The sequence below is a fragment of the Nocardia harenae NBRC 108248 genome, from assembly GCF_001612885.1.
In the GTDB taxonomy this organism is placed as follows: domain Bacteria; phylum Actinomycetota; class Actinomycetes; order Mycobacteriales; family Mycobacteriaceae; genus Nocardia; species Nocardia harenae.
Genome location: NZ_BDBH01000012.1, coordinates 18,821 through 43,817 on the forward strand (window position 1 = coordinate 18,821; position 24,997 = coordinate 43,817).

Below are 24,997 nucleotides of genomic sequence, written 5' to 3' on the forward strand. Positions count from 1 at the left end.
AATCAGCGCCCTGGGGCGTCACCGTAGACGGTGAGCCAGATCCCGCGCCCGAGCGCCTCGGCCAGCGCTTCGTCCCCCACCCCGGTGGGCGCCCCGAACGTAACGGTGATCGACCGCTCGACCATCGAGGTCAGCACGATCGCCGTGGCCGCCGGATCAATCGCGGCACTGATCCGCCCCGCGGCCCGGTCCGCCTCCAACCGCGTCCGAACCATCTCCATGAACAGCGCCAGCCGTGTGTGCCAGTACTCCCGGACATCCCGGTCGTAAGCAGCGAGTTCGTTCAGCGCGAGCAGCAAATAACGATGTTGGCGAAAACCGGTAATCATCGCGCGCATGGCGCGGATAACGCCGGCCTGCTTATCGGTGTGCGCCGAACCCCACCACTGCTCGGCGGCGGCGAAGAGATCAGCGGTGGCCAACTCCGCCATCCGGATGAGCAGGCTGCTCTTGTCCGGGAAGTAGCGGTAGAACGTGGAGCGCGCCGAGCCGGAGGCGGTGGCGATCCGCTGCACCGCGATCTCGGTGAACGGCGTGCCATCGGCCAGTAGCTCCTCCACCGCGGCCAGGACCCGCTGTTCGAATTCCGCGCGGCGATCGTCGGTACCCTTCCTGGCGGTGCGGGGAACGCGGGTCAGCGAGGGCACGCCGGGCTCGTCATCCGTGGGTTCGATTCGCGCATGTGTTCCATTCTGCCTCGCCGCGCACGGGCGTTGACTTTTCCCGGCCGGGACCGCACTCTTGTCGGACACAGTGTCCGAGACTCGGTGACTGACTCCGAAAAGCGTCGTCGACCGGGCGATCTCAGCGTCGAGGCGGTCCCATGCCTGCACCATCCGTGACGACCATCGACCGCGCGGAGGTGGTGGTCGTCGGGGCCCGCTGCGCGGGCAGCGCCGCCGCGCTGGCGCTGGCGAAAGCGGGCCGCCGAGTGGTGGCCATCGATGCCGCCCGCCTCCCCTCCGACACGCTCTCCACGCACCTGCTCTGGCCCTCCGGGCTGGCCGAGATCGAGCGCCTCGGCGCGCTGGACGCCGTCGCCGCGATCGGCGCGCCCGAGCTCACGCACGCCATGGCGGCCATCGCCGGGTACAAGGTGGCCTCGCGCTTCCCCGCCGTCGGGGAGATCGACTACGCCATGTGCGTGCGGCGCACGGGGCTGGACGACGCGCTGCTCAGGACCGCCGTCGCCGCCGGGGTGCAGCTGCGCGCGCGCTGCCGGGTCACCGAGCTGCTCTGGGAGGGCGGGCGCTGCGCGGGGGTCAGGTACACCGACCCGGACGGCGCCGAGGTGGAGCTGCGCGCCGCGCTGGTGCTCGGCGCCGACGGCAGGCGCAGCACGGTGGCCCGGCTGGTCGGCGCCGAGGAGCCGTTCGCGCACAGACCGAGTGGACGCGACTGCTACTACGCCTACTGGAAGGACAGCAGGCCGGACTGGCGGCACATCGCCGCCCAGTGGCGCGCCGGCAGCGACCTCGGCACCGCCTTCCCGTGCGACGACGGCCTGCTGCTCTGCCTGGTGCAGCCCGCCGCCACCGGGGAGCGCGGCGGCGTCGGTGCGGCCGAGGCCCGCTACACCGCGGCCATCGAGAACATCCCGGAGCTGGTGGAGCGGCTGCGCGGCTGCACCCGGGTGGGCCGGGTGCGCTCGGCCACCGACATCGCCTCCTACTTCCGCCACTCCAGCGGCCCCGGCTGGGCGCTGCCGGGCGACGCCGGGCACTTCAAGGATCCCGTGACCGCCCAGGGCATCCGGGACGCGCTGCGCTACGGCAGGTTGCTCGGCGAGGCCGCCGCCCCGGTCCTCGACCACCCGGAGCGGCTGGACCGCGCGCTGCGCGACTGGGAGCAGACCCGGGTGCGCGACTGCGTCGACATCTACCAGTGGACCAACAGGCTCGCCCGCGGCGAGACCATCAGCCCGCTGGAGCACGCGCTCTACCGCGCCGCCGACACCGACCCGGCCATCTCCGAGGCCGTCATCGGGATCTTCTCCCGCACCGTCGACCCCAGCTCCTTCCACACCCCGATGCGTGCGGGAATGCTTGCCCTGCGGGCACTCTGGAACGCGCGCACCGACCCGCTCCCGGTCCTCGCCGATCTCGCCCGCACCGCGCGCGACACCGTCGCCGAGCGCGTCGAAGCCGTGGAAATCCGCCGCCGATCGCACCGCCGGGTGCCGCCGATGTCCCGTCCCGCCGAATCCTCGCTCACCACGTCCTCTCCAGGAGACGACCATGCCTGACCAGCCCGCGACAGCGCCGTTGCCGGAGCCACGCTGCACCACCGTCCCCCGCCGCGACGTCCTCCGCGGCGCGCTGGCCGCGAGCGCCGTGCTCGCCGCCGGCGCCGCCGCGGCCCCCGCCCAGGCGAGCCCGGCCCGCCGCAGCCCCGCGCTGCACACCGGTGGCCGCAGCGTCGCCGTCTTCGGCGGCGGCATGGCCGGGCTGTCGGCCGCGCACGAACTCGTCGAGCGCGGTTATCGGGTGACCGTGTACGAACCCGCTTACCTGGGCGGCAAGGCACGCAGCATGGGCGTCCCCGGCACCGGGCGGGGCGGGCGGATGGATCTGCCCGGCGAGCACGGATTCCGCTTCTTCCCCGGCTGCTACCAGAACGTGCCGGACACCATGGCGCGCATCCCGTTCCCCGGCAATCCGAACGGCGTGCGGGACAACCTGATCCGGGTCGAGGGCACGGTCGCCGGGTTCCGCGGCAGGCCGCCGCTCTTCGCCCCGATCGAGATCGGCTCGCTGGATCAGCTCACCCCGGAGTTGCTGGCCAACACCATGATCGGCGCGTTCAGCTTCCTGCCCGAGCTGCCGCCGCACGAACTCGCCTTCTTCGGCAAGCAGATGACCATGTGGTTCAGCTCCTGCGAGGAGCGCCGGTTCGGGCAGTGGGAATACGTCACCTGGGCGCAGATCATGCGGGCCGCGGGGAAATCGCACGCGTATCAGGAGTACCTGGTGAGCGCGCTGACCCGGATCACCGTCGCGGCCAAGCCGCACCTGAGTTCGGCGCGCACCATCGGCACCATCGGCGAGGCGCTGGTCCTGGCCGCCACCGGGTTGATTCCGCAGTTCTCCGGCGGGGTGGACCGGATTCTGAACCGGCCCACCAACGAGGCGTGGATCGATCCGTGGGTCGCCTACCTCATGTCGCGTGGGGTGCAATTCGTGCTGGGATCCGAATTGACCCGGTTGAACCTGGGCAATGGCGTGATCAGCTCGGCCACCGTCGGCGGCACGACGGTCGAAGCCGATTATTACGTGTGCGCGATTCCGGTGGAGCGCGCCGTTCCGCTGCTCACCGGGGACATTCTGGATGCCGACCCGCACCTGGGCGGGATGGGCCGGCTGCTCACCGACTGGATGGTCGGCATCCAGTACTTCCTGCTCCGCACCACCGGCATGCCGGAGGGGCACATTGCCGCGCTCGGCTCGCCGTGGGCACTCACCGCGCTGCGGCAGGCGCCCATGTGGGTGGGCGATTTCCCCGCCCGCTACGGCGACGGGACGGCCGTCGAGTGTCTCTCGGTGGATATCTCGGACTGGGATTCGCCCGGCATCATGTTCGGGCGCACCGCGAAACAGTGCTCGGCCGAGGAGATCTCGATCGAGGTGTGGGCGCAGTTGAAGGAGTGGCTGAATACCAATACCGGGTGGCTGCGGGACGAGGATATTCACTCGTGGCACCTCGATCCGGGGGTGCGCTGGTCCGGTGGGGTCGCGTACAACGAGACGCCGCTGCTGGTGAACACCATCGGCTCGTACGACAATCGACCCAACGCGCACTGCGCGATTCCGAATCTGTTCTTCGGCGGGGATCACGTGCGGAGCCATATCGATCTGGCGACCATGGAGGGGGCGAACGAGTCGGGGCGGATGGTGGCGAACGCCGTCATGGACGCGGCCGACGATCCGCAGCCGCGGGCCGCCGTTTTCCCCCTGGTCGCGCTGCCCGCTTTCGAGGGGGCGAAGGCGGTGGATCGCGATCGGTATCGAGCAGGGTTGCCGCACATTCTGGATTTCTGAAGAGTTCGGCGGGCAGCGCGAGGGGCTGCCCGCCGGGGCTCTCGGGAGAGGGCCTGGAACAACGCGACTGTTCGTGCTGAGACTACGGATGGAATCGTGACGACCGCGGTCAGACCAACAGGGGGCGGCGGTCCGCGTCGGCGCTGGACACGGGATGAGATCCAGTGGGCGCGGCCGGTCGGACCGGCAGGCTGGTCAAGCCGTGGATCAGGAGGCTTTTTCGCCAGGTCAGAGCGCTGAATTCCCCGTCGAGCGATATCTCCGGGAACTTGGCCAGCAGTCGCGCGATCGCGGTGGTGGCCTCGACGCGGGCCAGGGTGGCGCCGAGACAGTGATGGATGCCGTGTCCGAAGGCGATGTGCCGGCTTTCGGGCCTGTCGAGGTCGATCCGGTCCGGGTCGGCGAATCGCGCCGGGTCGCGATTGGCGGCGGCGAGCGAGATCAGGATGAATTCGCCCGCGTCGATATCCGTGCCGCCCAGTGTGATCGGGGCGGTGGTGTAGCGAGCTGTCGCGATGTGCAGCGACCCGTGACAGCGCAGGATCTCCTCGACATAGGCGGGGATCGCTTCGGGGTGGGTGCGCAAGCGCGCGGCCGTCGCCGGATCGCGCAGGAGCTCCAGTACCGAATTGCCGATGAGATTGACGGTGGTCTCGTGCCCGGCTATCAACAGCAGGAGCAGCATGGCGATGAGTTCGTGCTCGTCCAGGCGGTCTTCGTGGTCTTTCGCGATGATCAGCTGGGAGAGGATGTCGTCGCGGGGGTCGTCGGTGCGTTCGGCGATCAACTTCGTCAGGTAGGTCAGGTAGCTGATCCCGGCGGCGGTGCGTTCCTCGAGCGTGGCCGAGTCGTCGACGACGACGGCGGTCCACGCGCGGAACTCTTTCTTGTCGGCGTCGGGGACGCCGAGCAGTTCGCAGATCACCGCGGTCGGCAACTGGAATGCGTAGCTGTCGATGAGGTCGACGGTCGTTCGCGCGCTGATGTCGTCGAGCAGGGTGTCGGCGATCGCGGTGATTCTCGGCTGGAGATCGCGGATGGCGGGACCGGCGAAGGCCCTGGCCACGAGACGGCGCAGCCGGGTGTGCTGTGGCGGGTCGGCGAACAACATGTTGTCGCTGATGGCGGTGTTGAACAACTCGGCCGCGCCGTTCTTGGCCAGCACGGCCCGGCCCTCGGGCGACCCGATGCGTTTACTGATGGTCGGCTCCGCGAAGGCCTGTTTGGCTACCTCGTGATCGACGATCAACCAGCCGAGTACACCGTCCAATCGAATTCGGTGCAGGGGACCGCGCTCACGCAGCGCCCGGTAGGTCGCGTGCGGATCCTGGTAGAAGTCGTCGGTCAGTTCGAGGATCTCCCTCGCGCCGGTCACCACGGACCGCCGGGTGAGCAGGCGGCCGGGCTCGAGTCGATGTAGTGCACAGTCCCTCAGTCCTTTCGGCGAACTATCTGACGTGCGCGCGATGCCGCGAGAGGTCGAGCAGTGTCGATCAGGTGAACCAGGAAGCCCCGTGCAGGCTGGCCGTGGCCGCTGTTCACAAACCTTCGACCATGTGACGCGGTCGGATGCGAGAGGGAACGGAGCGCGACGAGCCGTCACGGATGCTAGGTGCCGTCGGTGTGGGGGTCAAGGTTCCCGGCAGTACGGGGGCGCGATTCTTCTCGACAGCTCAGGGCGCGACCAGACGCCGCACGGCGAGCACGACGGCCGAACGCTGACGCTCGACGGCGCCCTCCGCTCTCCGCGCCTGAACAGCGTGCGTGGCGGCGGTGCGAGTGAGATCGGTGAGCATGCGCAACAGCGCGACCGGCGTGAAATCAGCGGTGATCAACCCGTCCCGCTGCCCCCTCCGCACCTCCTCCACCTTGGGCGTGATAGCCCGCCGCAACACCGCGTCCACCCGCGGATCCAGTGCCTCCAGATCCGCCCACGCCTGCAACCGCGCGTCATCGGGGTGCGCGACGAAGTGATCGAACAACCGCCCCGCGTACCCCGGCAGATCCTCGGCGCGCAGCGCGGTGCTGGTGGTGGTCTCGGTGGCCCACTGCTCGGTGACCGCCGCATACAGCTCGGTCTTGCCGGGGAAGTAGGCGTAGAGCCGGTCCTTGCTGGCGTTCGCGTCGGCGGCGATCCGATTGATCCGCGCACCCGCGACGCCGTGCCGCGCAAATTCCGCGCGTGCGGCGGTGAGAATGCGTTCCCGGGTGGCGTGGCCTGCTGCGCGCATCCCGAGATCCTATCTTGCCGAACCATCCGGTTCGGCTTTACGCTGTTTCCCGAACCAATCGGTTCTGAACAGAGGAGCGGGCGCATGGGCGAAGCACGGTGGCAGCAGTTGCGGGCGGAGAGCGGCGGGGTCGCCCCGGCGGAGCTGGACGAGCTCTGGGCCCGGCTGAAACCCGCTCGCGCGGAGGAGATCCTCGGAGAGTGGAAGGGGGATGCCTTCCAGACCGGGCATCCGCTGTGCCGGGCACTGGCGAAGAGCCGCTGGTACGGGAAGACCTTCACCGCGCTGAACGATGCCAAGCCGCTCATCTGCCGGGCCGAGGACGGGTCGCTCTTCTCCAACGTGGAGCTCGGCGGCGGCGAGGCAACGCTGTGGAATATCGAGTTCCGCGGCGAGACGACGGCCACCATGGTCTACGACGGCCGCGCGGTCTTCGACCACCTCAAGTGGCTGGACGACACGACCCTCATGGGCATCATGAACGGCCGCCCGGAGCTGGTGCTCGCCGACGGGCAGTTCTTCTACTTCCTGCTGGAGCGGGTGTGAGGACGAGCGCGCTGCTCTCCCGCGACCCCGGCGCGCCGTTCGAGCCGGCCGAGGTAGAGGTCGATGAACCGCTGGGCACCGAGATCCTGGTGCGGATCACCGCCTCCGGCGTGTGCCACACCGACCTGATCTCGCGCGCGGCAGGCGCGGCCGACCGGCCGGTGCTGCTCGGCCACGAGGGCGCGGGCATCGTCGAGGCGGTGGGCCGAGGAGTGACCGACGTGCACCCGGGCGACCACGTGGTGCTCACCTTCCGGCACTGCGGCCGCTGCCCGAACTGCCTCGCCGACCGTCCGGCCTACTGCCGGAAGGCGACCGCGCTGAACAACTTCGGCCGCCGCGCCGAGGGCGGGCCGCGGGTGACGCTGGACGGCGCGCCGGTGCTGGACGGGTTCTTCGGACAGTCCAGCCTGGCGGGTTACGCGCTGGCCACGGAGGACAACACCGTCGTCGTCGAGCCGGATACCGACCTCGCGCTGGCCGCCCCGCTCGGCTGCGGCTTCCAGACCGGCGCGGGTGCGGTGCTGAACGTGCTGGCCCCCGCACCGGGCGCGCAGCTGGTGATCTACGGCGCGGGCGCGGTCGGCATGGCCGCGCTGCTGGCCGCGAAAGCGCTGGACGACGTCGCGATCACGGTCGTGGAGACCTCGGCGGCCCGGCGCGCGCTGGCGCTGCAGCTCGGCGCGCAGGCGGCGCTCGACCCCGCCGAGACCGAGATCCCGCCCGCGATCCGCGAGCTCACCGGCGGCGGCGCCACGCACGCGCTGGAGACCACCGGCGTCCCGGCCGTGCTCGGCGGTGCCGTGGCGGCGCTGGCGACCGGCGCCACGGTGGTCGCGGTCGGGCTCGGGCAGGGCGTGCCGCCGGTGGACCTGGGTGACCTGGTGCTGAACGGCAAGTCGATCCGCGGCTGCCTGGCGGGCGACTCCATTCCGCAGGTCTTCATTCCGCGGCTGCTGCGCCGGCACCGGGAGGGACGTTTGCCGCTGGAACGGCTGGTTACCACCTACCCGTACGCCGAGATCGAGGCGGCGCTGGCGGCGCAGCGCGCTGGTGACGTGGTGAAACCGGTGCTCCTCTGGTGAGCAAGTTGTTACGTTGCTTAACAGTTAATTTTCTGAAATAGTGGCGCCGTGCGTTTCTGGGACCGGTACGCGGCCGTGGTTTCCGCGAAGAAGTCATGGCTGCTGCTGGTGGCGCTGCTGCTGGCGGGCATTGCCGCCATCGGGCTGATCGGCTCGAACGACTCGGCGGGGCAGGCGCCGAACTCGCTGCCGGACAGCGCCGAGTCGGCACGGGCCGCCGCCGCGCTCGACGAGTTCCCCGGCGCCGATGTGGCCGCGGCCATCGCGGTGGTCACCCGGACCAATGACGGGGAGCTCACCGAAGCCGACCTGGCCGCGGCGGGCGCGGCGCTGGACCGGATGCGCGGGACGAGCGCGGCCCGTCCCGATGGCCCACCGACGCCGATCATCCCGGCCCCGGACGGGAGAGCGGCGCTCGGCCAGGTGCCGGTGGACGCCGCGCTCAACGGCTTCGCGCTCACCGACGCGGTCGCCGAGCTGCGCACCGCGGCCGGGGAGGGGCTACCCGCGGAGCTGATTGTGCAGGTCACCGGCGGTCCCGCCTTCGGCGCCGATATCGCCGACTCCTTCTCCGGCGCCAATGTCACGCTGCTCGCGGTGACCGCGCTCGTGGTCGCGGTCCTGCTCATCGTGACCTACCGCTCGCCGGTGCTCTGGCTGGTGCCGCTGCTGGTGGTCGGGCTGGCCGACCGGGTGGCGACCTCCGTCGGCACGGGGCTGGCGGAACTCACCGGGCTCAGCTTCGACGGCTCCACCTCCGGCATCACCAGCGTGCTGGTCTTCGGCGCGGGCACGAATTACGCGCTGCTGCTGGTCTCCCGCTACCGGGACGAGCTGCACCGGCACGCCGACCACAGGGAGGCGCTGCGCCGGGCCGTGCGCCGCGCGGGCCCGGCCATCCTGGCCAGCAATGCCACGGTGGTGCTCGCGCTGCTGGTGCTGCTGCTCGCGGTGCTGCCGAACACCCGCAGCCTCGGCGCGCTCGCCGCCGCCGGGCTGGTGGTGGCGGCGGTCTTCGTGCTCGGCGCGCTGCCCCCGGCGCTCGCGCTCTGCGGGCGGAAGGTGTTCTGGCCCTTCGTGCCGCAGGTCGACGAGCGGGACAGCGCTACCGAGGGGATCTGGCACCGGGTGGCCGCCGGGGTGGTGCGCAAGCCGGTGCTGGTGGCGGGGACCGCGATCACCGCGCTGGTGCTCTGCGCGCTGGCGCTGCTCGGCGCGCAGGTCGGGCTCTCGCAGACCGAGCAGTTCCGGGTCAGCGCGGAGTCGGTGGACGGGTTCGACGCGCTCGCCGAGCACTTCCCCTCCGGCGCGGCCGACCCGACCACCGTGGTCGCCAGGGCCGAGGCAGCCGATGCGGTGCAGCGTGCGCTGGAAGGTGTCGACGGGGTGGATCGGGTGACCGCCGCCGGGGACTCCGATACCGGGCTGCGGCGATGGAGCGTGGTGCTGGAAGCCGCGCCCGCCTCGGACGAGGCCTTCGCGACGGTGGAGCGGCTGCGGACAGCGGTCGCTGAAATCCCGGATGCCGAACCGCTCGTCGGCGGCAGCGACGCCGAGGCGCTCGACGTCCGCGATGCCGCGCAGCGCGATCAGAAGGTGGTCATCCCGCTGATCCTGGCGGTGGTCTTCCTGGTGCTGCTCGCGCTGCTGCGCGCGGTGCCCGCGGCGGTGCTGCTGGTGGCGGTGACGGTGCTCAGCGCGCTGGCCGCGCTCGGCGTGGGCAGCCTGCTCAGCATCCACGTCTTCGGCTTCCCGGCCTTCGACACCAATACCCCGCTCTTCGCCCTGCTCTTCCTGGTGGCGCTCGGCGTGGACTACACCATCTTCCTGGTGACCCGCGCGCAGGAGGAGACGCCGGAGCACGGCACCACCGACGGCATGGTGCGTGCGGTGGCCGCCACCGGCGCGGTGATCACCAGCGCGGGCGTGGTGCTCGCCGCGGTGTTCTGCGTGCTCGGGGTGCTGCCGCTGATCACGCTGACCCAGCTCGGGATCGTGGTCGGCATCGGCATCCTGCTCGACACCTTCCTGGTGCGCACGGTGGTGATCCCGGCGCTCTTCGCGATCACCGGGCGCCGCGTCTGGTGGCCGAACGCGCTGTCGCGCAGTACTGCCCGGCCGGAGCCGGTGGGCGGCTCCTGACCGCCGTGCGGTGGCGCGCAGCCGGGCAGCCGCGCTCAGCCCGGCGGCCGGCCGACCCCGTGCCAGCGCAGCAGCTCCAGCGCCACCGCCACGTGCACGGAGTTCGAGGCGAGCGGCCGGGGGAGCAGCTCGTCGGCGCGGGCGAGCCTGCGCAGCAGGGTGTTCCGGTGCGTGTAGAGCCGGGTCGCCGCGCGCGAGGCATTGCACTGCTCCTGCACGAAGGTGAGCACCGAATCGCGCAGCTCCCGGCTGGCGTCGGCGAAGCCACCGAGCGTCTGCTGCACGAACCGCGCCGCCTGGTCGGTGTTCTCCGCGAGTAAGGCGGTGAGCTGCACGGCGGCGAAATCGGCGAGCCTGCGGTCCGGCAGCCGGGCCAGCACCCGCTGGGTGGCGAGCGCGTCCTGGTGCCCGAGCCGGAACCCCGCCAGCCCGAAAGCCCGTGAGCCGATGGCGATCCGCACCCCGGGCAGCTCGTCCAGCGCCGCGCCGAGAATGGCGGGATCGGGCACCGAGGGGCCGGGCACCCAGAGCCACAGCGTGGCCGCGGAGTGCGGCACCGCGAGCACCTCCGGCGCGCCGACCGAGCGGGCGAAGGCCTGGGCCACGGCGGCGGCGGGCAGTTCGGCGCCGTCGGTCCAGGCGATGGCGGCGGTGTGGTGCCGGTCCAGTTGGTAGCCGAGCCGGCTGCCTGCGTCGGCGATATCGGCCTGGTCGCCGTTGAGCAGCCGGGTGACGAGCTCGCGGCGCGCGGGGTCGATGCCCTGGTCCAGCGCGGCGCGCTCGACGGTCACCACGGTCACCAGCGCCTCGATGATGCCGTCGATGTAGCGGGCGATGGAGGCCGCGGTCACCTCCAGCACCTCCTGGAGTTCCTGTGGGTTCGAGGTGATGTCGAAGACGATGGCCATCCAGCGCTGCCAGGCGACGGTCTGTCCGGCCCGGTACGCCTCCAGCGCCGATTCGTTCAGTCCGAGCCGGGCGGCGCCGCGGGCCAGGTCGAGCTGCTCCTGGTCCAGCGCCACCGGGACCGGGGCGCCGGGATCACGGATATTGGCGGTGGCCCAGTGCAGCATGTTCGCCCGGTTCACCCGGCGCACCGCGGCCATGAGCAGCGGATCCTCGGCGTAGGGGCGGATGCCGTCGGCGGCGAGGGTCGCGGAGTGCAGCTCCTCCAGCCACTCCGGCGGCACGGTGAGCGCGAGTTCCGCGCCCTGCCGGATCAACTCCCGCGCCCGTGCCGAAGGTTGCCGTACACCCGAGCCGACCGCCGATCCCACCGGTGCATTGTGCACCATCGTGCGCCCGATGCGGTGCGGAATCGATCTTGGCTGCACCGGATGATCACGGAATGATAAATGGTCTTCGCGGGCGCGCGGGATTCCCGCCGGAGAGGACGGTATGACCATCGAACAGCACGTCGTCGAGCGCGATCTGGTGGTCTCCGGCCGCCCCGCCTCCACCCATCTCGGCGATGTCCGCAGCATGTCGCGGCAGGTGGTCCGGCACTTCGTCAGCACCATGGTGACCTGCGGCACGCTGCCGGGCGAGGCGATCAGCGGCGACGTCACCGCCGTCACCCGGGTGTGCCTGGAACTCGCCGCGCAGATGCTGGACGGCGACTCCTCGCCGGAGAAGTCCGACCGGCTGCGCGCGGCCGCCACCGAGTGGGCGCGCGAGGGCATCCCGATCGACACCATCCACCACGCGGTGCACGAGGGGCTGAAGATGGCCTTCGACCGGATCAGCGCGCAGGCCACCGCCCGCGACTACCAGTCCATGGTGGATATCGCCCGCCGCTTCCTCGATATCGTGGACAGCATCACCTCCACCGTTTCGCTGGCCTACGTGCGGGAGCTGCGCAGCGTGGTGAACGAGCACCACACGGCGGTGCACACGCTCACCTCCGCGCTGCTCGGCGGGAACAGCACCTCGACCATGGCGCGCGAATGCGGGATCGCGGTGGCGGATTCGTACCACGTGCTCGCGCTCGCCGTGCCGCCGCACCGCGACGAGTCCGACCCGGCGCTGGACAGCGCCGTCGTGGCCCGCCGCAAGCTGCGCCGGGTACAGGCGGAGCTGGCGCGCCGCTGCGGCGACCACGCGCTCGCGCTGCTCAGCGTGGACGGCGGCACCGTGCTCATCCCGGAGGAGCACTTCGACCCGGAGCGCGGCGGCGAGTTCGTCGAGCAGCTCTCGGCCGCGGCCCAGGTGCCGATCCGGGCGACCCTGGTGCCGAGCGCCACCGACGACATTCCGCAGTCCGCGGACCGGGCGCACGAGCTGCTCGACATCGTGCAGCGGCTGGACCTGGTCGGCGGGCTCTACCGGTTCGGCGATCTGGCGCTCGAGTACCAGCTCACCCGGCCGGGCCCGGCCAGGGCCAGCCTCGGCGCGGTGCTCGACCCGCTGGACGACAGCCCCGAGCTGCTGGAGACGCTGCGCGTGCACATCAGCAACAACCTGAACCGGCAGCGCACCGCGCGGGTGCTCTACGTGCACGCCAACACCATCGACCACCGCTTCAAACGCATCGGCCAGCTCACCGGCTTCGATCCGGGAGAGGTGAAGGGCCTCTGGTACCTGCGGTCGGCGCTGGTGGCGCGGAGCTACCGGACGGGTGCGGGCGGCGAACCGGCCCGCACCCGCTGAAGCCGGGCGCTCGGAGACACCGCGCTCAGGGGCGCTGCTGCCCGGTCTCGATCGTCGGCAGCACCGCCGTCGCCTCCGGGTCCACGCCCGGCTCCTCGGCGTCGCCGCGGCCGCGGAAGCGCTTGACCATCTCCCAGATGATCGGCAGCACCGAGAGCAGCACGATGAGCAGGAAGATCAGGTCGACGTGCTCGCGGATGAAGGCGATCTGCCCGAGCAGGTAGCCGAGCAGCGTCACGCCGGAGCCCCAGAGCACGCCGCCGATCACGTTGTAGGTCAGGAAGACCGGGTAGTTCATCCGCGCGGCGCCCGCGACCAGCGGCGCGAAGGTGCGCACGAAGGGCACGAAGCGGGCGAGCACGATGGTGATCGGGCCGTGCTTGTCGAAGAACGCCGACGCCTCGACGATGTACTTCTTCTTGAAGATCCTGGCGTCGTCGCTCTTGAACAGCTTGAGGCCGCCGCCCCGGCCGATCGAGTACCCCACCTGATCGCCAAGGATGGCGGCGATCGGGATGAGGACCAGCAGCAGCCAGATCGGCGCGAACGGCTCGATATCGGCGGACTTGCCCGCGACGATCAGCCCCGCGGTGAAGAGCAGCGAGTCGCCCGGCAGCAGTGGGAAGAGCAGCCCGGACTCGATGAACACCACCACGAGCAGCCCGATCAGCATCCAGGTGCCGAACGAGTTGAGCAGGTTCACCGGGTCGAGGAACCCGGGCAGCAGCGCCAGATTCGTCACATCGGCGGCCAGAACGGTTTCGGGGATCGAAAGCACGAGGCCACCGTACCGAATACCGGAACGATCGATCCGCCCCGATCGGGCCCGAGGTTCGCCCCGAGGCTGCCCCTGGCCTGGCTGCGGACACTCCGCTCGGCGTCGCGCACCCGGGACGACTGGGCGATATGCCCTATTCTGGTGGCGTTGCCGCCTGGCGGCACTCCCCGCAGATTCTCGAGCGAAAGCAGGTCATGAAGCGCCGTACGCGCCGTCGAAAACCCGTTCCGCCCCGGCTCCGGCCCGAATCCGGAGCACGCCGATGCTGACCGCCGCGACCATCGCGCTCGGCATCGTGGTCGTGCTGGCCATCACCGCACTGACCGGCTACTTCGTCGCCCAGGAATTCGCCTACATGGCCGTGGATCGCTCCCGGCTGACGGCGCGGGCGGCAGGCGGGGACACCAGCGCGGAGCGCGCGCTCACCGTCACCCGCCGCACCTCCTTCATGCTCTCCGGCGCCCAGCTCGGCATCACCGTCACCGGCCTGCTGGTCGGTTACGTCGCGGAGCCGCTCATCGGCCGCGGGATCGGCGAGCTGTTCGGCGGGGCCGCGATCGCGGTCGGCGTCGGCGCGGTCGCCGCGGTGGCCTTCTCCACCGTCGTGCAGATGGTCTTCGGCGAGCTCTTCCCCAAGAACCTGGCCATCGCGAAGCCGGAGCCGGTGGCGCGCGCGCTGGCGCTCTCCACCACCTGGTACCTGCGGCTCTTCGGCTGGCTGATCACGCTCTTCGACGCCGCCTCCAACCTGCTGCTGCGGCTGCTCCGGATCGAGCCGGTGCACGACGTCGAGCACTCGGCCACCACCCGCGACCTGGCGCACATCGTCGCCGAGTCGCGGGACGCCGGGGAGCTGCCGCCGCGGCTCTCGGTGCTGCTCGACCGGATGCTCGACTTCCCGACCCGCACCGCCGAGCACGCCATGGTGCCGCGGCCACGGGTGGACACGGTGAACGCCGACGACCCGGTGCTGGAGGTGCGCGCGCTCATGGGCCGCGGCCACACCAGGTACCCGGTGATCGGGCCGACCAGCGACGACCTCATCGGCATCGTGCACCTGCCCGACCTGCTCGCCGACACCGTGGCGGGCACCGCGGGCGCCGTGGCGCGGCCCGCGGTGGTGGTCCCGGAGACGCTGCCGCTCACCGAGGTGCTCGACCGGCTGGTCGCCGCGGGCGAGCAGATGGCGCTGGTGGTGGACGAGTACGGCGGCTTCGCCGGGCTGGTCACCGTCGAGGACATGGCCGAGGAGCTGGTCGGCGAGCTCTCCGACGAGCACGACCCCGCGGTCGACCCGGCCACCGTGCGCCGGGTGGACGGCGGCTGGGCGCTGCCCGGTGACATCCACCTGGACGAGGCCGAGCGGGTGCTGGAGCGGCCGCTCCCGGCGGGCGACTACGAGACGCTGGCCGGGCTGGTCATCACCGCGCACGGCGGGCTGCCCGCGGTGGGCGAGACCATCGAGGTGCCGCTGCCCGCCGAACACGACCCGCTGCGCCCCGATCCCGAGCGGGCGCTGCTGCGGGCCGAGGTGGTCGCCATCGGCAAGCATGTGCCCTCGGCGCTCTTCGTGAAGGTGGTGGCCTCCGATGGATGACCCGCTGCTCGTCGCGCTCGTCACCACGGGGCTGATCGCCGCGAGCGCGTTCTTCGTGGCGGTGGAGTTCGCGCTGATCGCGGCGCGGCGCAACCGGCTGGAGGACGCCGCGGCGCACAGCCGCGCGGCCCGCGCCGCGCTGCGCAGCGCCACCGAGCTGTCGGTCCTGCTGGCCGGGTCGCAGCTCGGCATCACGGTCTGCACGCTGGCGCTCGGCGCCATCACCAAGCCGGCGGTGCACCACTGGATCACCCCGGGGCTGGAGGCGATCGGCGCGCCGTCGGGGCTCGCCGACGCGGGCGGCTTCGTGCTGGCGCTCTTCATCGTCACCTTCCTGCACCTGGTGATCGGCGAGATGGCGCCGAAGTCGTGGGCCATCGCGCACCCGGAGCGCTCGGCGATCCTGCTGGCGATTCCCATGCGCGGCTTCATGTGGTTCACCCGGCCGCTGATCGCGGCGCTGAACCGGCTGGCCAACCGCTGCCTGCGGCTGGTCGGGGTGCAGCCGGTGGACGAGGTCGCGGCCGGGCAGGACCCGGAGGCGCTGCGGCACCTGCTCGAGCACTCCGCCACGGTCGGCGCGCTCGACCCGCACGACCACCGCAGGCTCGCCGCCGCGCTGGAGCTGGAGGACCGGACCGTCGGTGACATGGTCGACGCCGGGGCCGAGCTGAGCTCGGTCCCCGCGGACGCCGAGCCGGCCCGGATCCGCGACCGGGCGCGCGCCGCCGGGCACCTGCGGCTGCTGGTCACCGAGGACGGCGCGATCACCGGCGTGGTCCACGCCAGGGACACGCTCTGTGCCCCGGACGGCGCCCGCGCCCGCGATCTCATGCGGCCGGTGCCGGTGCTCACCGCGCAGACCCCGGCCTACCAGGTGCTGCAGACGCTGCAGGATTCGCGCAACCACCTCGCCCTCGTCTACCGGGACGAGCGGCTGCTCGGCGTGATCACGCTGACCGACATCCTGCGCGAGCTCATGCCGACCAGGGCGGCCTGACAGCGAAAGCGGGCCGGGTTCTCTCGAACCCGGCCCGCTCCCTGTGTTCTCCGCGCGTCAGCAGGTCACCTGGGCGGCCGCACCGTCGAAGCGGGACTCGATGTAGTTCCACGCCTCGCCGAAGCCGGCCACCGCGGTGGTCATGTGCTCGGCGATGTCGTAGGGCGAGAACTTGAGCGGGGTACCCGCGGCGCACCAGCGGTTCGCCGTCCGCTCCAGCGGCTCGAAGGCGGTGAGCTGGTCGTACCGGCCCTGCCAGATCATGGTCGGCGCGGTCGGGGTGCCCGGGTAGTCCACCAGGCTGTTCTCGCGCAGCACCGCACGCGCCTCCGGCGAGTCCATGAGTGCCTTGCTCGCGGCCATCTGGTCGGCGCTCCGGTACGCGCCGTGGAAGAGCAGGAAGCGGCGGCAGGCGTCGTGCGTGAACTCGCGGAACCACAGGCCGTTCGGGTTCAGCTGGTCGCTGATCGGCAGCCGGTCCGGGTACTCGCGCTCCAGCCCCATGGCGGCGGCGAAGGCGAGGCCGAAGCCGATGTGCGGCTCGAAGCCGAGCGAGAGCGCCATCTGCTCCAGGTCGGCGGGGACACCGCCTGCGGCGACCGCGGCCAGCTCCAGCTCGGGGGCGTAGGTGGGCTGCATGGCGGCGGCCCACGCGGTGGCCATGCCGCCGCCGGAGTACCCGGCCAGCGCCACCTTGGAGTTGCCGAGCCCCAGCTCGGTGGCGCGCTGCACCGCGCGCACGCTGTCCAGCGTCATCTGCCCGCCCAGCTTGGCGGCGCCGTAGGCGACGTGCGGACCGAGGTAGTCCGGCATGTTGATGGCCCAGCCCCTGCCGATCGGCAGCATGGCACCCGGCGCGTCCTGCAGTTCACCGTTGAAGAGCGAGCGGGAGGGATTGCACTGCGTGCCGAGCGAGTTGATCAGCGCCTGGTAGGAGACGAGCGGCGGGTTCTGCACGCCGATCGGCAGCAGCACCGTCGTCATGCCCATGATCGGGTTCTCCGACGAGTCGGTGGAGCGGAACGCCACCTGGTGGATGTCGGTCCCGACGTACATGCCGGAGTCGACCTTCCTGGTGCGCACCACGTCGCCGGGGGCGTAGTCGGCCAGGTTCGCCGGGGCGGTGAAGAACGGATCGGGATCCGGGGTCGGAAACAGCGGCTGCGCCTGTGCGGGCGCCGCGATCGCACCGGCCGAGAACAGGCTCAGCAGGACGATCAGAACTCTGGTTCGAACTCTGGGCACGGTCTTCCTTCGATCTGCGGATGAAGCACGGTGAACGGGCGCACAGTATCGAACTTCGAGAATGATCTTCCACTCGCGGAAACGATGGCAGGAAGGTTCACAAACACGGTCGTTCGTGTCTTGTGTGTTCACACCGGGTGTCCGTCTTTCCGCCGGTCCGGCGCGGTCGGGTGCCCTCAGCTGCCCGTCGCGGTGATCCTCGGGAACGGCAGCTCGGCCTCCACGAGATAGGCCAGCTGCAGCAGCGTCCGCTCGGCGCCGCGCGCCCCGGCGAATTGGACGCCGAGCGGGACACCCGCCGGCGCGAGCCCGGCGGGGACCGAGATCGACGGGGTGCCGGTGATGTTGTTCAGCGGGGTGAACCCGACGTACACCCGCAGCCGGTCGAGCAGCTCGTCGAACGGGACGGTGGGGGCGAGGTGGCCGAGCGGCGGGGTGGTGTGCCCGAGGGTGGGGGTCAGCACCGCGTCGTAGCCGCCCAGCTCCGCCTCGTAGGCGCGGTGGGCGCGGGCCAGGGTGCGCAGCGCGCCGGGGGTGCGCCAGATCTCGCGGTAGAACTTGCCGCGCAGCCCCCTGGTCAGCCCGTCCAGCCGGGACCGGTCGAAGTGCCGGTCGGCCAGCTTGCCGGTATCCGAGACCACCGCCGCGAGCAGGGCCCAGTAGTGCAGGAACGCCGTCTCCACGGCCTCGGCGAAGGGCAGCGAGAGCTCATCGACGCGGTGGCCGTGCGCGCTCAGCAGCTCCGCGACCCGCCGCACCGACTCGCGCACCGCGGGGTCGGTGACCGGCCCGGCGGCCGACTCCAGCAGCACCCCGATCCGCAGCGGCCGCTCCGGCGGGCCGTCGACCGTGCCGACCGGCGGCAGCCCCCGGCTCGGGTGGCTGCGCTCGATGGCGGCGGTGAAGGCGGCGGTGTCCCGCACGGTCCTGGTGAGCACCCCCTCACTCACGATGTTCAGTGGGAGCAGCCGGGCCAGCTTGGAGTCGGCGTGCCTGCCCCGGCTCGGCTTGAGCCCGACCAGCCCGGTGCTCGCCGCCGGGATCCGGATCGAGCCGCCGCCGTCGTTGCCGTGCGCGAAGGGCACCACCCCCGCCGCCACCAGCGCGGCGGCGCCCCCGGAGGAGCCGCCCGCCGAGCGGTCCGGCTGCCACGGATTGCGGGTCGGCGCGGCGTGCTCCGGCTCGGCGCTGGCGTTGAAGCCGAACTCCGGCATCGCGCTCTTGCCGATGACCACGGCGCCGGTGCTCAGGAACTCGCGGACGTAGGCGTCGGTGCCGCGGGCGGGCCCGGCGGTGAAGGCCGTCGTCCCGTGGTTGCTCGGCATGCCGGTAATGTCGGAATTGTCCTTTATAAAGGTGGGCACGCCGGCGAAGACGCCGTCCGCCCGCACCGGGAGCACCGGATCGGCGAAGCTCGCGGTGGCCACCGCGTTGAGCTCCGCGACCGCCGCCGCGCGGCACGCGGCCGCCGCCGCGAGTTCGCCTGGGGATCGCTCGCCGCGGCGCACCAGCGCGGCGAGCGCGAGGGCATCGTGCTCGCCGAGCGCGTCGTCGGTGAAGGCGTGGAGGCGGGCGGCGGCGGGGGTGCGAGCGTCGGTGGTCACGTGACCAAATCTAGAAGACAGCGTCCCCCGGGAGGGAGAATCGGATTCGCGACCCGAGTCAGGAAAGGCTACCCTCTCCCGCGTTGTCCGACGGATCGAGGAAAAGCATGACTACCCGCCCGCAGGCGACGTTGCCGCTGTCATCGGCGCAACGCGAGGTGTGGTTCGCCCAGCAGCTGCTCGGCGACGTCCCCCTCACGATCACCCAGTACGTGGACGTGCGCGGCCCGCTCGATCGCGCGGCCTACGTGCGCGCGGCCAGGCACACCGCCCGGGAATTCGGCTCCTACCTGCGCTTCGGCCGCGATGCCGATGGCACGCCGTGGCAGCGCCTCGACTACGACCAGTACGACGAGGTCGATTTCCACGACTTCGCGGCCGAAGCCGACCCGTTCGCCGCCGCGCTCGCCTGGATGCGCGCCGATCAGCGCCGCCCGCTCGACATCACCGCCGCGGAGGCGTCCTGGTCGTCCATCCTGCGGCTCGGCCCGGAGCGGCACCTGGTCTACACCCGGGTGCACCACCTGGTGCTGGACGGCTTCGGCGCCATGACCGTCGCGCGCAGGCACGCCGAGCTCTACGGGCGGCTGGTGGCGGGGGAGACGCTGCCCGAGCCCGAGCTGGGCTCGCCGCAGGCGCTGCTCGACGCCGACCGGGCGTACCGGGAGTCCTCGCGGTTCCGGACCGATCGGGAGTATTGGACAGAACACGCCACCGGTTTGCCCGATCCGGTCAGTTTGTCGAATCGGCCCGGCGAGCTCGCGCCCTGGTCGGTGATCGCCGGCGCGGACCTCGGGCCGGACCGGGTCGCGGCGCTGGCGGCCGCGGGGGCGGGGGCGGGCTCGGCGGCCGTGCTGATCGGGGCGTTCGCCGGGTACCTGGGGCGGAACGCGGGCGCCGCGGAGGTGTCGCTGAGCTTGCCGGTCACCGCGCGCACCACGGCGGTGCTGCGCCGGGCGGCGGGGCTGGTGAGCAATGTGGTGCCGCTGCGCATCGCGGTGCCGGACACGGCGACCGCCGCCGACCTGGTGGCGGCGACCCGCGCCGAGGTGGGCGGGGCGCTGCGGCACCAGCGGTACCGCGGGGAGGACATCGAGCGGGATCGCGGCGGGGTCGGGGCCGGGTTCGGGCCCGCGGTCAACATCATGAACTTCCACTCCACGGTCGAGTTCGGCCCGGCGCGGGGCACGCTGCACCTGCTGACCACCGGGCCGGTGCCGGATCTCACGCTGAACATCTACCCGGGGTCGGAGTCCGGGCTGCGGGTGGAGTTCGAGGGGAATCCGAACCGGTACACCGAGGCCGAGCTGGCCGCGCACCACGCGCGGTTCCTGCGCTTGCTGGCGCACCTCACCGACGATGCAGCGGCCACACTGGGCGGGTTCGACCCGCTCGACCCGGCCGAGCGGCGCGCGCTGGTGCCTTGGCGCGGGCCGGACGCCGTGCAGGCGCGGCCGCTGGCGGAGATCATCGCGGCCGCGGTGGCGCGGGCGCCGGAGCACACCGCGGTGGTGCACGAGGAGCGGCGCTGGACCTACCGGGAGTTCGACGCGCGGACCGATCGGCTCGCCCGCGCGCTGATCGCGGCTGGGGTCGGGCCGGAGACCAGGGTGGTGACGCTGCTCGAGCGGTCCGCCGAGTCGGTGGCGGCGGTCTGGGCGGTGACCAAGGCGGGTGGCGCCTTCGTCCCGGTGGATCCGGGGTACCCGGAGGAGCGGATCGCCTACGTCCTGGACGACAGCCAGGCCGCGCTCGCGCTCACCACCGCGGAGTACGCGGACCGCCTGCCCGCGGAGATGCCGCGCATCCTGATCGACGACGCGCTGGCCGGGGCCGCGCCGGAGCAGCGGCCCGGCGCACTCGACGAGGAAAGCGCTCGCCCGGGGACGGACAAGCCGCGGGCGGTCGCCGCGACCGAACGGGATGCGCCCGGGCGAGGCCCGATCACCGACGCGGAGCGGGTCACGGCACTCCGCCCTGAGCACCCGGCGTACCTCATCTACACCTCGGGCTCGACCGGGCGCCCGAAGGGCGTCGTGGTCACCCACGGCGGGCTCGCCAACCTGGCCGCCGAACGCCACGACCGCTACGCCCTTCGCCCCGGCGCCATCACCCTGCACCACGCCTCGCCCGGCTTCGACATGGCGGTCGGCGAGCAGCTCTGCGCCCTGGCCGGCGGCGCCACCCTGGTGGTCGCCTCGCGCTTCACCGTGGCCGGCCCCGACCTGGCCGCGCTGCTGCGCCGCGAGCGGGTCAGCAACGCGATCATCACCCCGGCCGTCCTGGCCACCCTCGACCCCGCCGAGCTGCCCGACCTGAAGGTGCTCGGCGTCGGCGGCGAGGCCATCCGCGCCGACCTGGTGAACGCCTGGGCCCCCGGCCGCGCCATGCGCAATGGCTACGGCCCCACCGAGGCGACCGATATCGCCACCATCGGCGAGCTGCTCGCCGGCCGGCCGGTGACCATCGGCGCCCCGCTGCGCGGCTTCCACGCGCTGGTCCTCGACGCCGCGCTGCGCCCGGTGCCGCCCGGCGTGCTCGGCGAGCTGTACATCGGCGGCCCGGCGCTGGCCCGCGGCTACCACGGCCGCCCCGCGCTCACCGCCGGCCGCTTCGTGGCCGACCCGTACGGCCCGCCCGGCGGCCGCCTCTACCGCACGGGCGACCTGGTCACCGTCACCGACCTGGACGGCGAACCCGCACTCGACTACCGCGGCCGCAGCGATTTCCAGATCAAGGTGCGCGGGCACCGGATCGAGCCGGGCGAGGTGGAGACCGCGCTCACCGCGCTGCCCGGCATCGCCCGCGCCGCCGTCACCGCGCACACCGACCCGCGCACCGGCACCCACCTGGTGGCCTACCTGGTGCCGGGCGAGGGCGAGCGGATCGAGCTCGCCGCGGTGCGCGCCGAGCTGAGCCGCGCGCTCCCCGCCTACCTGCGCCCGGCCGCCTACGAGATCCTGGACACCCTGCCGCTCACCGCCAACGGCAAGCTCGACACTCGACGGCTGCCCGCCCCGACCTTCGGCCGCACCGAGTTCCGTGCCCCGGCGGGCCCCGCCGAGCAGCGGGTGGCCGAGGTCTTCGCCGAGGTCTTCGAGAGCTCCGGCCGGATCGGCGCGGACGACGACTTCTTCGCGCTCGGCGGCACCTCGCTCTCCGCCACCCGGGTCGCGGCCCGGCTCCGGGTGCCGGTCCGCGCGGTCTTCGACACCCCGACCGTGGCCGGGCTGGCGCCGCTGCTCGGCACCGACTCCGGCGGCCCGGAGCCGGTGGCGGGCGAGCGCCCCGAGGTGATCCCGCCCGCCCCGGCGCAGCTCCGGCTCTGGCTGCTGAACCAGCTGCTCCCGGACTCGGCGGCCTACCACCTCCCGGTCGCGGTCCGGCTGGACGGCCCGCTCGCGCTGCCCGCGCTGCACGCCGCGGTGAGCGCGGTGCTGGCCAGGCACGAGGTGCTGCGCACGGTCTACCCGGAGTCCGGCTCCGCGGCCAGGCAGCAGGTGCTCCCGGTCTCCGCCGTGCTCGCCGGGCTCGACCTCGAGCCCCGGGCCGCGGCCGACGACCTCCAGGCCGAGCTGCACGCGCTGGCCGCCGAGCCGTTCGATGTCGCGGTGGACCCGCCGGTTCGGCTCCGGCTGTTCCGGGTGGAACCCGAGCGGCACGTGCTCGCGCTGGTCGCGCACCATATCGCGGCCGACGGCTGGTCGCTCGGCCCGCTGGTGGCCGACCTCACCGCCGCCTACGCCGCGGCGCACGCGGGCGGCTCGGCCGAGCTGCCCGCACTGCCGCTGCAGTACGCGGACTACACGCTCTGGCAGCTGGAACGGCTGGGCGACCCGGCCGACCCGGAGTCCCGCGCCGCGCGGCAGCTGGCGTACTGGGGCGCGGCGCTGACCGACGTCCCGGACAGCCTGCCGCTGCCGACCCGGGTGGCCGAGGAGCGCGCGGGCGACGGCGCCGCGGTGGAGCTCCCGCTGGACGTCCCGGCAGGCGGCATCGCCGACGGCACCCCGTTCATGATCGCCTTCGCCGCCTACGCGGTGCTGCTGCACCGCCTCTCCGGGAAGGACGATCTGGTCATCGGCACCCCGGTGGCGGGCCGCGGCCACCCCGCGCTGGACGCCCTGGTCGGCATGTTCGTCAATACCGTCCCGCTGCGCACCAGAATCGACCCGGAGGCCACCTTCGGCGAGCTGGTCGCCGCCGTGCGGGCCACCGCGCTGGACGCCTTCGAGCACTCCGACGTTCCCTTCGACCGGATCGTGCAGGCCGTGCAGGCGCCCCGGCTGGACGGCGGCCACCCGCTGCTGCGCACCGTCTTCTCCTACGAGAACCTGCCCGCGCCGCCGCCGCTCACCCTGGCCGGGCTGCGGGTCGAGGTGCTGGAGGTGCCGCAGCCGACGGCGCAGTTCGACCTCACCCTCACGGTCAGGGAGAACCCGCCGCGCGCGGTCTTCCGGTACGACACCGCGGTGTTCGACCGGGAGAGCGTCGAGGGGTTCGCCGAGGGATACCGCGCGGTGCTCGCCGCCGCCCTGGTCGACCCGGCGGCCCCGGTCGGGGTACTGGCCGAGGCGGGCGGTGAGGCGGTGGCCGACCCGGCCGCCGCGCGCGGCGCGCACGCCGCCCGCGCGGTCCGCGAGATCGCGCCCATGACCGCCCGGGAGCAGGCCATCGCCGCGGTCTTCGCCGAGGTGCTCGACCTGCCCGAGGTGGGCCCCGAGGACGATTTCTTCGAGCTCGGCGGCACCTCGCTGCTGGTCTTCACGCTGCGTACCGCGCTGGCCGACCGGCTCGGGCTGCGGGTGGAGCCGCGCGCGCTCTTCGCCAGGGCCACCGTGCGGGCGCTGGCCGCGGCGAGTGAGGCCGACGACCCGGCCGCCTTCGCCGCCCGGCTGGCCGAGGACGCGGCGCTCGCCGACGATCTCGAGGTCGCCGGGCTGGAACCGGCGAACCCCGCCGGGCCGCTGCTGCTCACCGGCGCCACCGGCTTCCTCGGCAGCCACCTGCTGCGCGAGCTGCTCGACCACACCGACCGCCCGATCTACTGCCTGGTCCGGGCCGCCGATCCGGCCGACGGGCTGCGCAGGCTGCGCCGGGCGCTCGAGCACTACGAGCTGGCCACCGGCGACCTGGAGTCCAGGGTCACCGCGCTCCCCGGCGACCTGGCCCGGCCCCGGCTCGGGCTGGACGAGCCGGTCTTCGCGGCGCTGGCCGGGCAGCTCTCGGCGATCGTGCACAACGGCGCGCTCGTGAACCACCTGGCGACCTACGAGCAACTGCGCACCGCCAATGTCGGCGGCACCCGCGAGCTGCTGCGGCTGGCGAGCACCGCGCGGGCGGTGCCGGTGCATCTGGTGAGCACCCTTGACGCGGTGCTCGGCGCGGAGCGCAGCGGGGTGGTCACCGAGCGCAGCGAGCTGGCCGCAGACGAGGTGAACCGGCACGGCTACGTGGCGAGCAAGTGGGTGGCCGAGCAGCTGGTCCGGCGCGCGGGCGAGCGCGGCCTGCCGATCGCCGTCTACCGGCCCGGGCTGGTCGGCGCCTCGGCCCGCACCGGGCTGATCGCGGCCGACGACTCGCTCTGGACCATGGTCAGGGCCGCCGCGCTGCTCGGCATCGCGCCCGCGGTGCCGCCGGACGCCGCGGTCTCGCTCGCGCCGGTGGACTACGTGGCGCGCGCGCTCGCGGCGCTGGTCACCGGCGGTGCCCCGGCGGGGGAGCGGTACCACCTGGTGAACACCGAGCCGACCCCGGTCCGGGAGATCCTGCACGGCCTGGAGCGGCTCGGCTACGAGCTGCGCACGGTCACCCCGGACGAGGCGCAGCAGGTGCTCGCGGCCCGGCTGGCCGCGGGCGGGGCGCCCGGCGACGACCTGGCCAGGGCCGCGCTGCTGGTCGGCAATTACGCCGACCTGAACTCCGGGGTCGGCGACCTGGTACTCGACGACACCGCGACCCGGCGCGCGCTGGCGGGCACCGGCATCACCTGCCCGGCGGTGGACGCCGCGGTGATCGACCGGTGCCTGCGGCGGTTCCGCGAGGCCGGGCTGCTGCCGCAGCCGAGCTCGGCCGTCGGCTGA

At 72.6% G+C, this 24,997-nt stretch carries 16 protein-coding genes; 9 read left to right on the plus strand and 7 right to left on the minus strand.

Annotation, left to right across the window (positions count from 1 at the left end):
• Nucleotides 1-2 precede the first annotated feature (2 nt).
• On the minus strand, nucleotides 3-647 hold the full coding sequence (locus NH2_RS23175; RefSeq protein WP_067658298.1) for a TetR/AcrR family transcriptional regulator: 645 nt from the start codon (nucleotides 645-647) through the stop codon (nucleotides 3-5).
• A 176-nt stretch (nucleotides 648-823) separates the two neighbouring features.
• Between NH2_RS23175 and NH2_RS23180 the strand changes: the two genes are divergently transcribed.
• Together NH2_RS23180 and NH2_RS23185 are read left to right on the plus strand one after the other, a co-directional pair.
• Nucleotides 824-2,245, plus strand: coding sequence for an NAD(P)/FAD-dependent oxidoreductase (locus tag NH2_RS23180; RefSeq protein ID WP_067658301.1), 1,422 nt, complete (start codon nucleotides 824-826; stop codon nucleotides 2,243-2,245).
• Nucleotides 2,238-4,037 carry a hydroxysqualene dehydroxylase gene (locus NH2_RS23185; protein WP_067658304.1) on the plus strand — a complete coding sequence of 600 codons (1,800 nt, stop codon included), beginning with the start codon at nucleotides 2,238-2,240 and terminating at the stop codon, nucleotides 4,035-4,037. The genes NH2_RS23180 and NH2_RS23185 overlap by 8 nt, the downstream gene beginning before the upstream one ends.
• A gap of 109 nt (nucleotides 4,038-4,146) precedes the next feature.
• Here NH2_RS23185 and NH2_RS23190 read toward each other — a convergent pair whose 3' ends face one another.
• Both NH2_RS23190 and NH2_RS23195 read right to left on the minus strand, forming a co-directional pair.
• On the minus strand, nucleotides 4,147-5,415 hold the full coding sequence (locus tag NH2_RS23190) for a cytochrome P450 family protein (protein WP_067658307.1): 1,269 nt from the start codon (nucleotides 5,413-5,415) through the stop codon (nucleotides 4,147-4,149).
• Between the two features lie 295 nt (nucleotides 5,416-5,710).
• Entirely contained in the window at nucleotides 5,711-6,268 is a 558-nt protein-coding gene (locus NH2_RS23195) for a TetR family transcriptional regulator (protein ID WP_067658311.1), read from the minus strand.
• An 84-nt stretch (nucleotides 6,269-6,352) separates the two neighbouring features.
• On the opposite strand from NH2_RS23195, the gene NH2_RS23200 reads away from it, so the two are divergent.
• From NH2_RS23200 to NH2_RS23210, 3 genes are read left to right on the plus strand one after another with little or no spacing between them, the layout of a single operon-like run.
• Nucleotides 6,353-6,814, plus strand: coding sequence for a DUF4334 domain-containing protein (locus NH2_RS23200; RefSeq protein WP_067658314.1), 462 nt, complete (start codon nucleotides 6,353-6,355; stop codon nucleotides 6,812-6,814).
• Entirely contained in the window at nucleotides 6,811-7,899 is a 1,089-nt protein-coding gene (locus NH2_RS23205; RefSeq protein WP_067658317.1) for an NAD(P)-dependent alcohol dehydrogenase, read from the plus strand. The genes NH2_RS23200 and NH2_RS23205 overlap by 4 nt, the downstream gene beginning before the upstream one ends.
• Before the next feature lie 48 nt (nucleotides 7,900-7,947).
• Nucleotides 7,948-10,041 (plus strand): MMPL family transporter, encoded by a 2,094-nt coding sequence (locus NH2_RS23210; protein ID WP_245650724.1) that lies wholly within the window; start codon nucleotides 7,948-7,950, stop codon nucleotides 10,039-10,041.
• A gap of 35 nt (nucleotides 10,042-10,076) precedes the next feature.
• Here the strand turns inward: NH2_RS23210 and NH2_RS23215 are convergent, their stop codons facing one another.
• Complete coding sequence (locus NH2_RS23215; protein ID WP_245650725.1) at nucleotides 10,077-11,318, minus strand: PucR family transcriptional regulator; 1,242 nt, start codon at nucleotides 11,316-11,318, stop codon at nucleotides 10,077-10,079.
• Nucleotides 11,319-11,439: 121 nt separating this feature from the next.
• On the opposite strand from NH2_RS23215, the gene NH2_RS23220 reads away from it, so the two are divergent.
• A complete protein-coding gene (locus tag NH2_RS23220) occupies nucleotides 11,440-12,690 on the plus strand; it encodes a PucR family transcriptional regulator (protein ID WP_067658323.1) in 1,251 nt (416 codons plus the stop codon).
• A gap of 25 nt (nucleotides 12,691-12,715) precedes the next feature.
• Here the strand turns inward: NH2_RS23220 and NH2_RS23225 are convergent, their stop codons facing one another.
• Entirely contained in the window at nucleotides 12,716-13,468 is a 753-nt protein-coding gene (locus tag NH2_RS23225; protein WP_245650726.1) for a VTT domain-containing protein, read from the minus strand.
• Between the two features lie 262 nt (nucleotides 13,469-13,730).
• Between NH2_RS23225 and NH2_RS23230 the strand changes: the two genes are divergently transcribed.
• Both NH2_RS23230 and NH2_RS23235 read left to right on the plus strand, forming a co-directional pair.
• Complete coding sequence (locus NH2_RS23230; protein ID WP_067658329.1) at nucleotides 13,731-15,065, plus strand: hemolysin family protein; 1,335 nt, start codon at nucleotides 13,731-13,733, stop codon at nucleotides 15,063-15,065.
• On the plus strand, nucleotides 15,058-16,065 hold the full coding sequence (locus NH2_RS23235) for a hemolysin family protein (protein WP_067658332.1): 1,008 nt from the start codon (nucleotides 15,058-15,060) through the stop codon (nucleotides 16,063-16,065). Before NH2_RS23230 ends, NH2_RS23235 begins: the two co-directional genes overlap by 8 nt.
• A gap of 57 nt (nucleotides 16,066-16,122) precedes the next feature.
• On the opposite strand, the gene NH2_RS23240 is transcribed toward NH2_RS23235, so the two are convergent.
• Together NH2_RS23240 and NH2_RS23245 are read right to left on the minus strand one after the other, a co-directional pair.
• Entirely contained in the window at nucleotides 16,123-17,310 is a 1,188-nt protein-coding gene (locus NH2_RS23240) for a lipase family protein (RefSeq protein WP_439951779.1), read from the minus strand.
• Nucleotides 17,311-17,486: 176 nt separating this feature from the next.
• Nucleotides 17,487-18,914: an amidase gene (locus NH2_RS23245; RefSeq protein WP_067658335.1), complete on the minus strand. Its 1,428-nt coding sequence runs from the start codon at nucleotides 18,912-18,914 to the stop codon at nucleotides 17,487-17,489.
• Nucleotides 18,915-19,021: 107 nt separating this feature from the next.
• On the opposite strand from NH2_RS23245, the gene NH2_RS23250 reads away from it, so the two are divergent.
• Nucleotides 19,022-24,997, plus strand: coding sequence for a non-ribosomal peptide synthetase (locus NH2_RS23250; protein ID WP_067658338.1), 5,976 nt, complete (start codon nucleotides 19,022-19,024; stop codon nucleotides 24,995-24,997).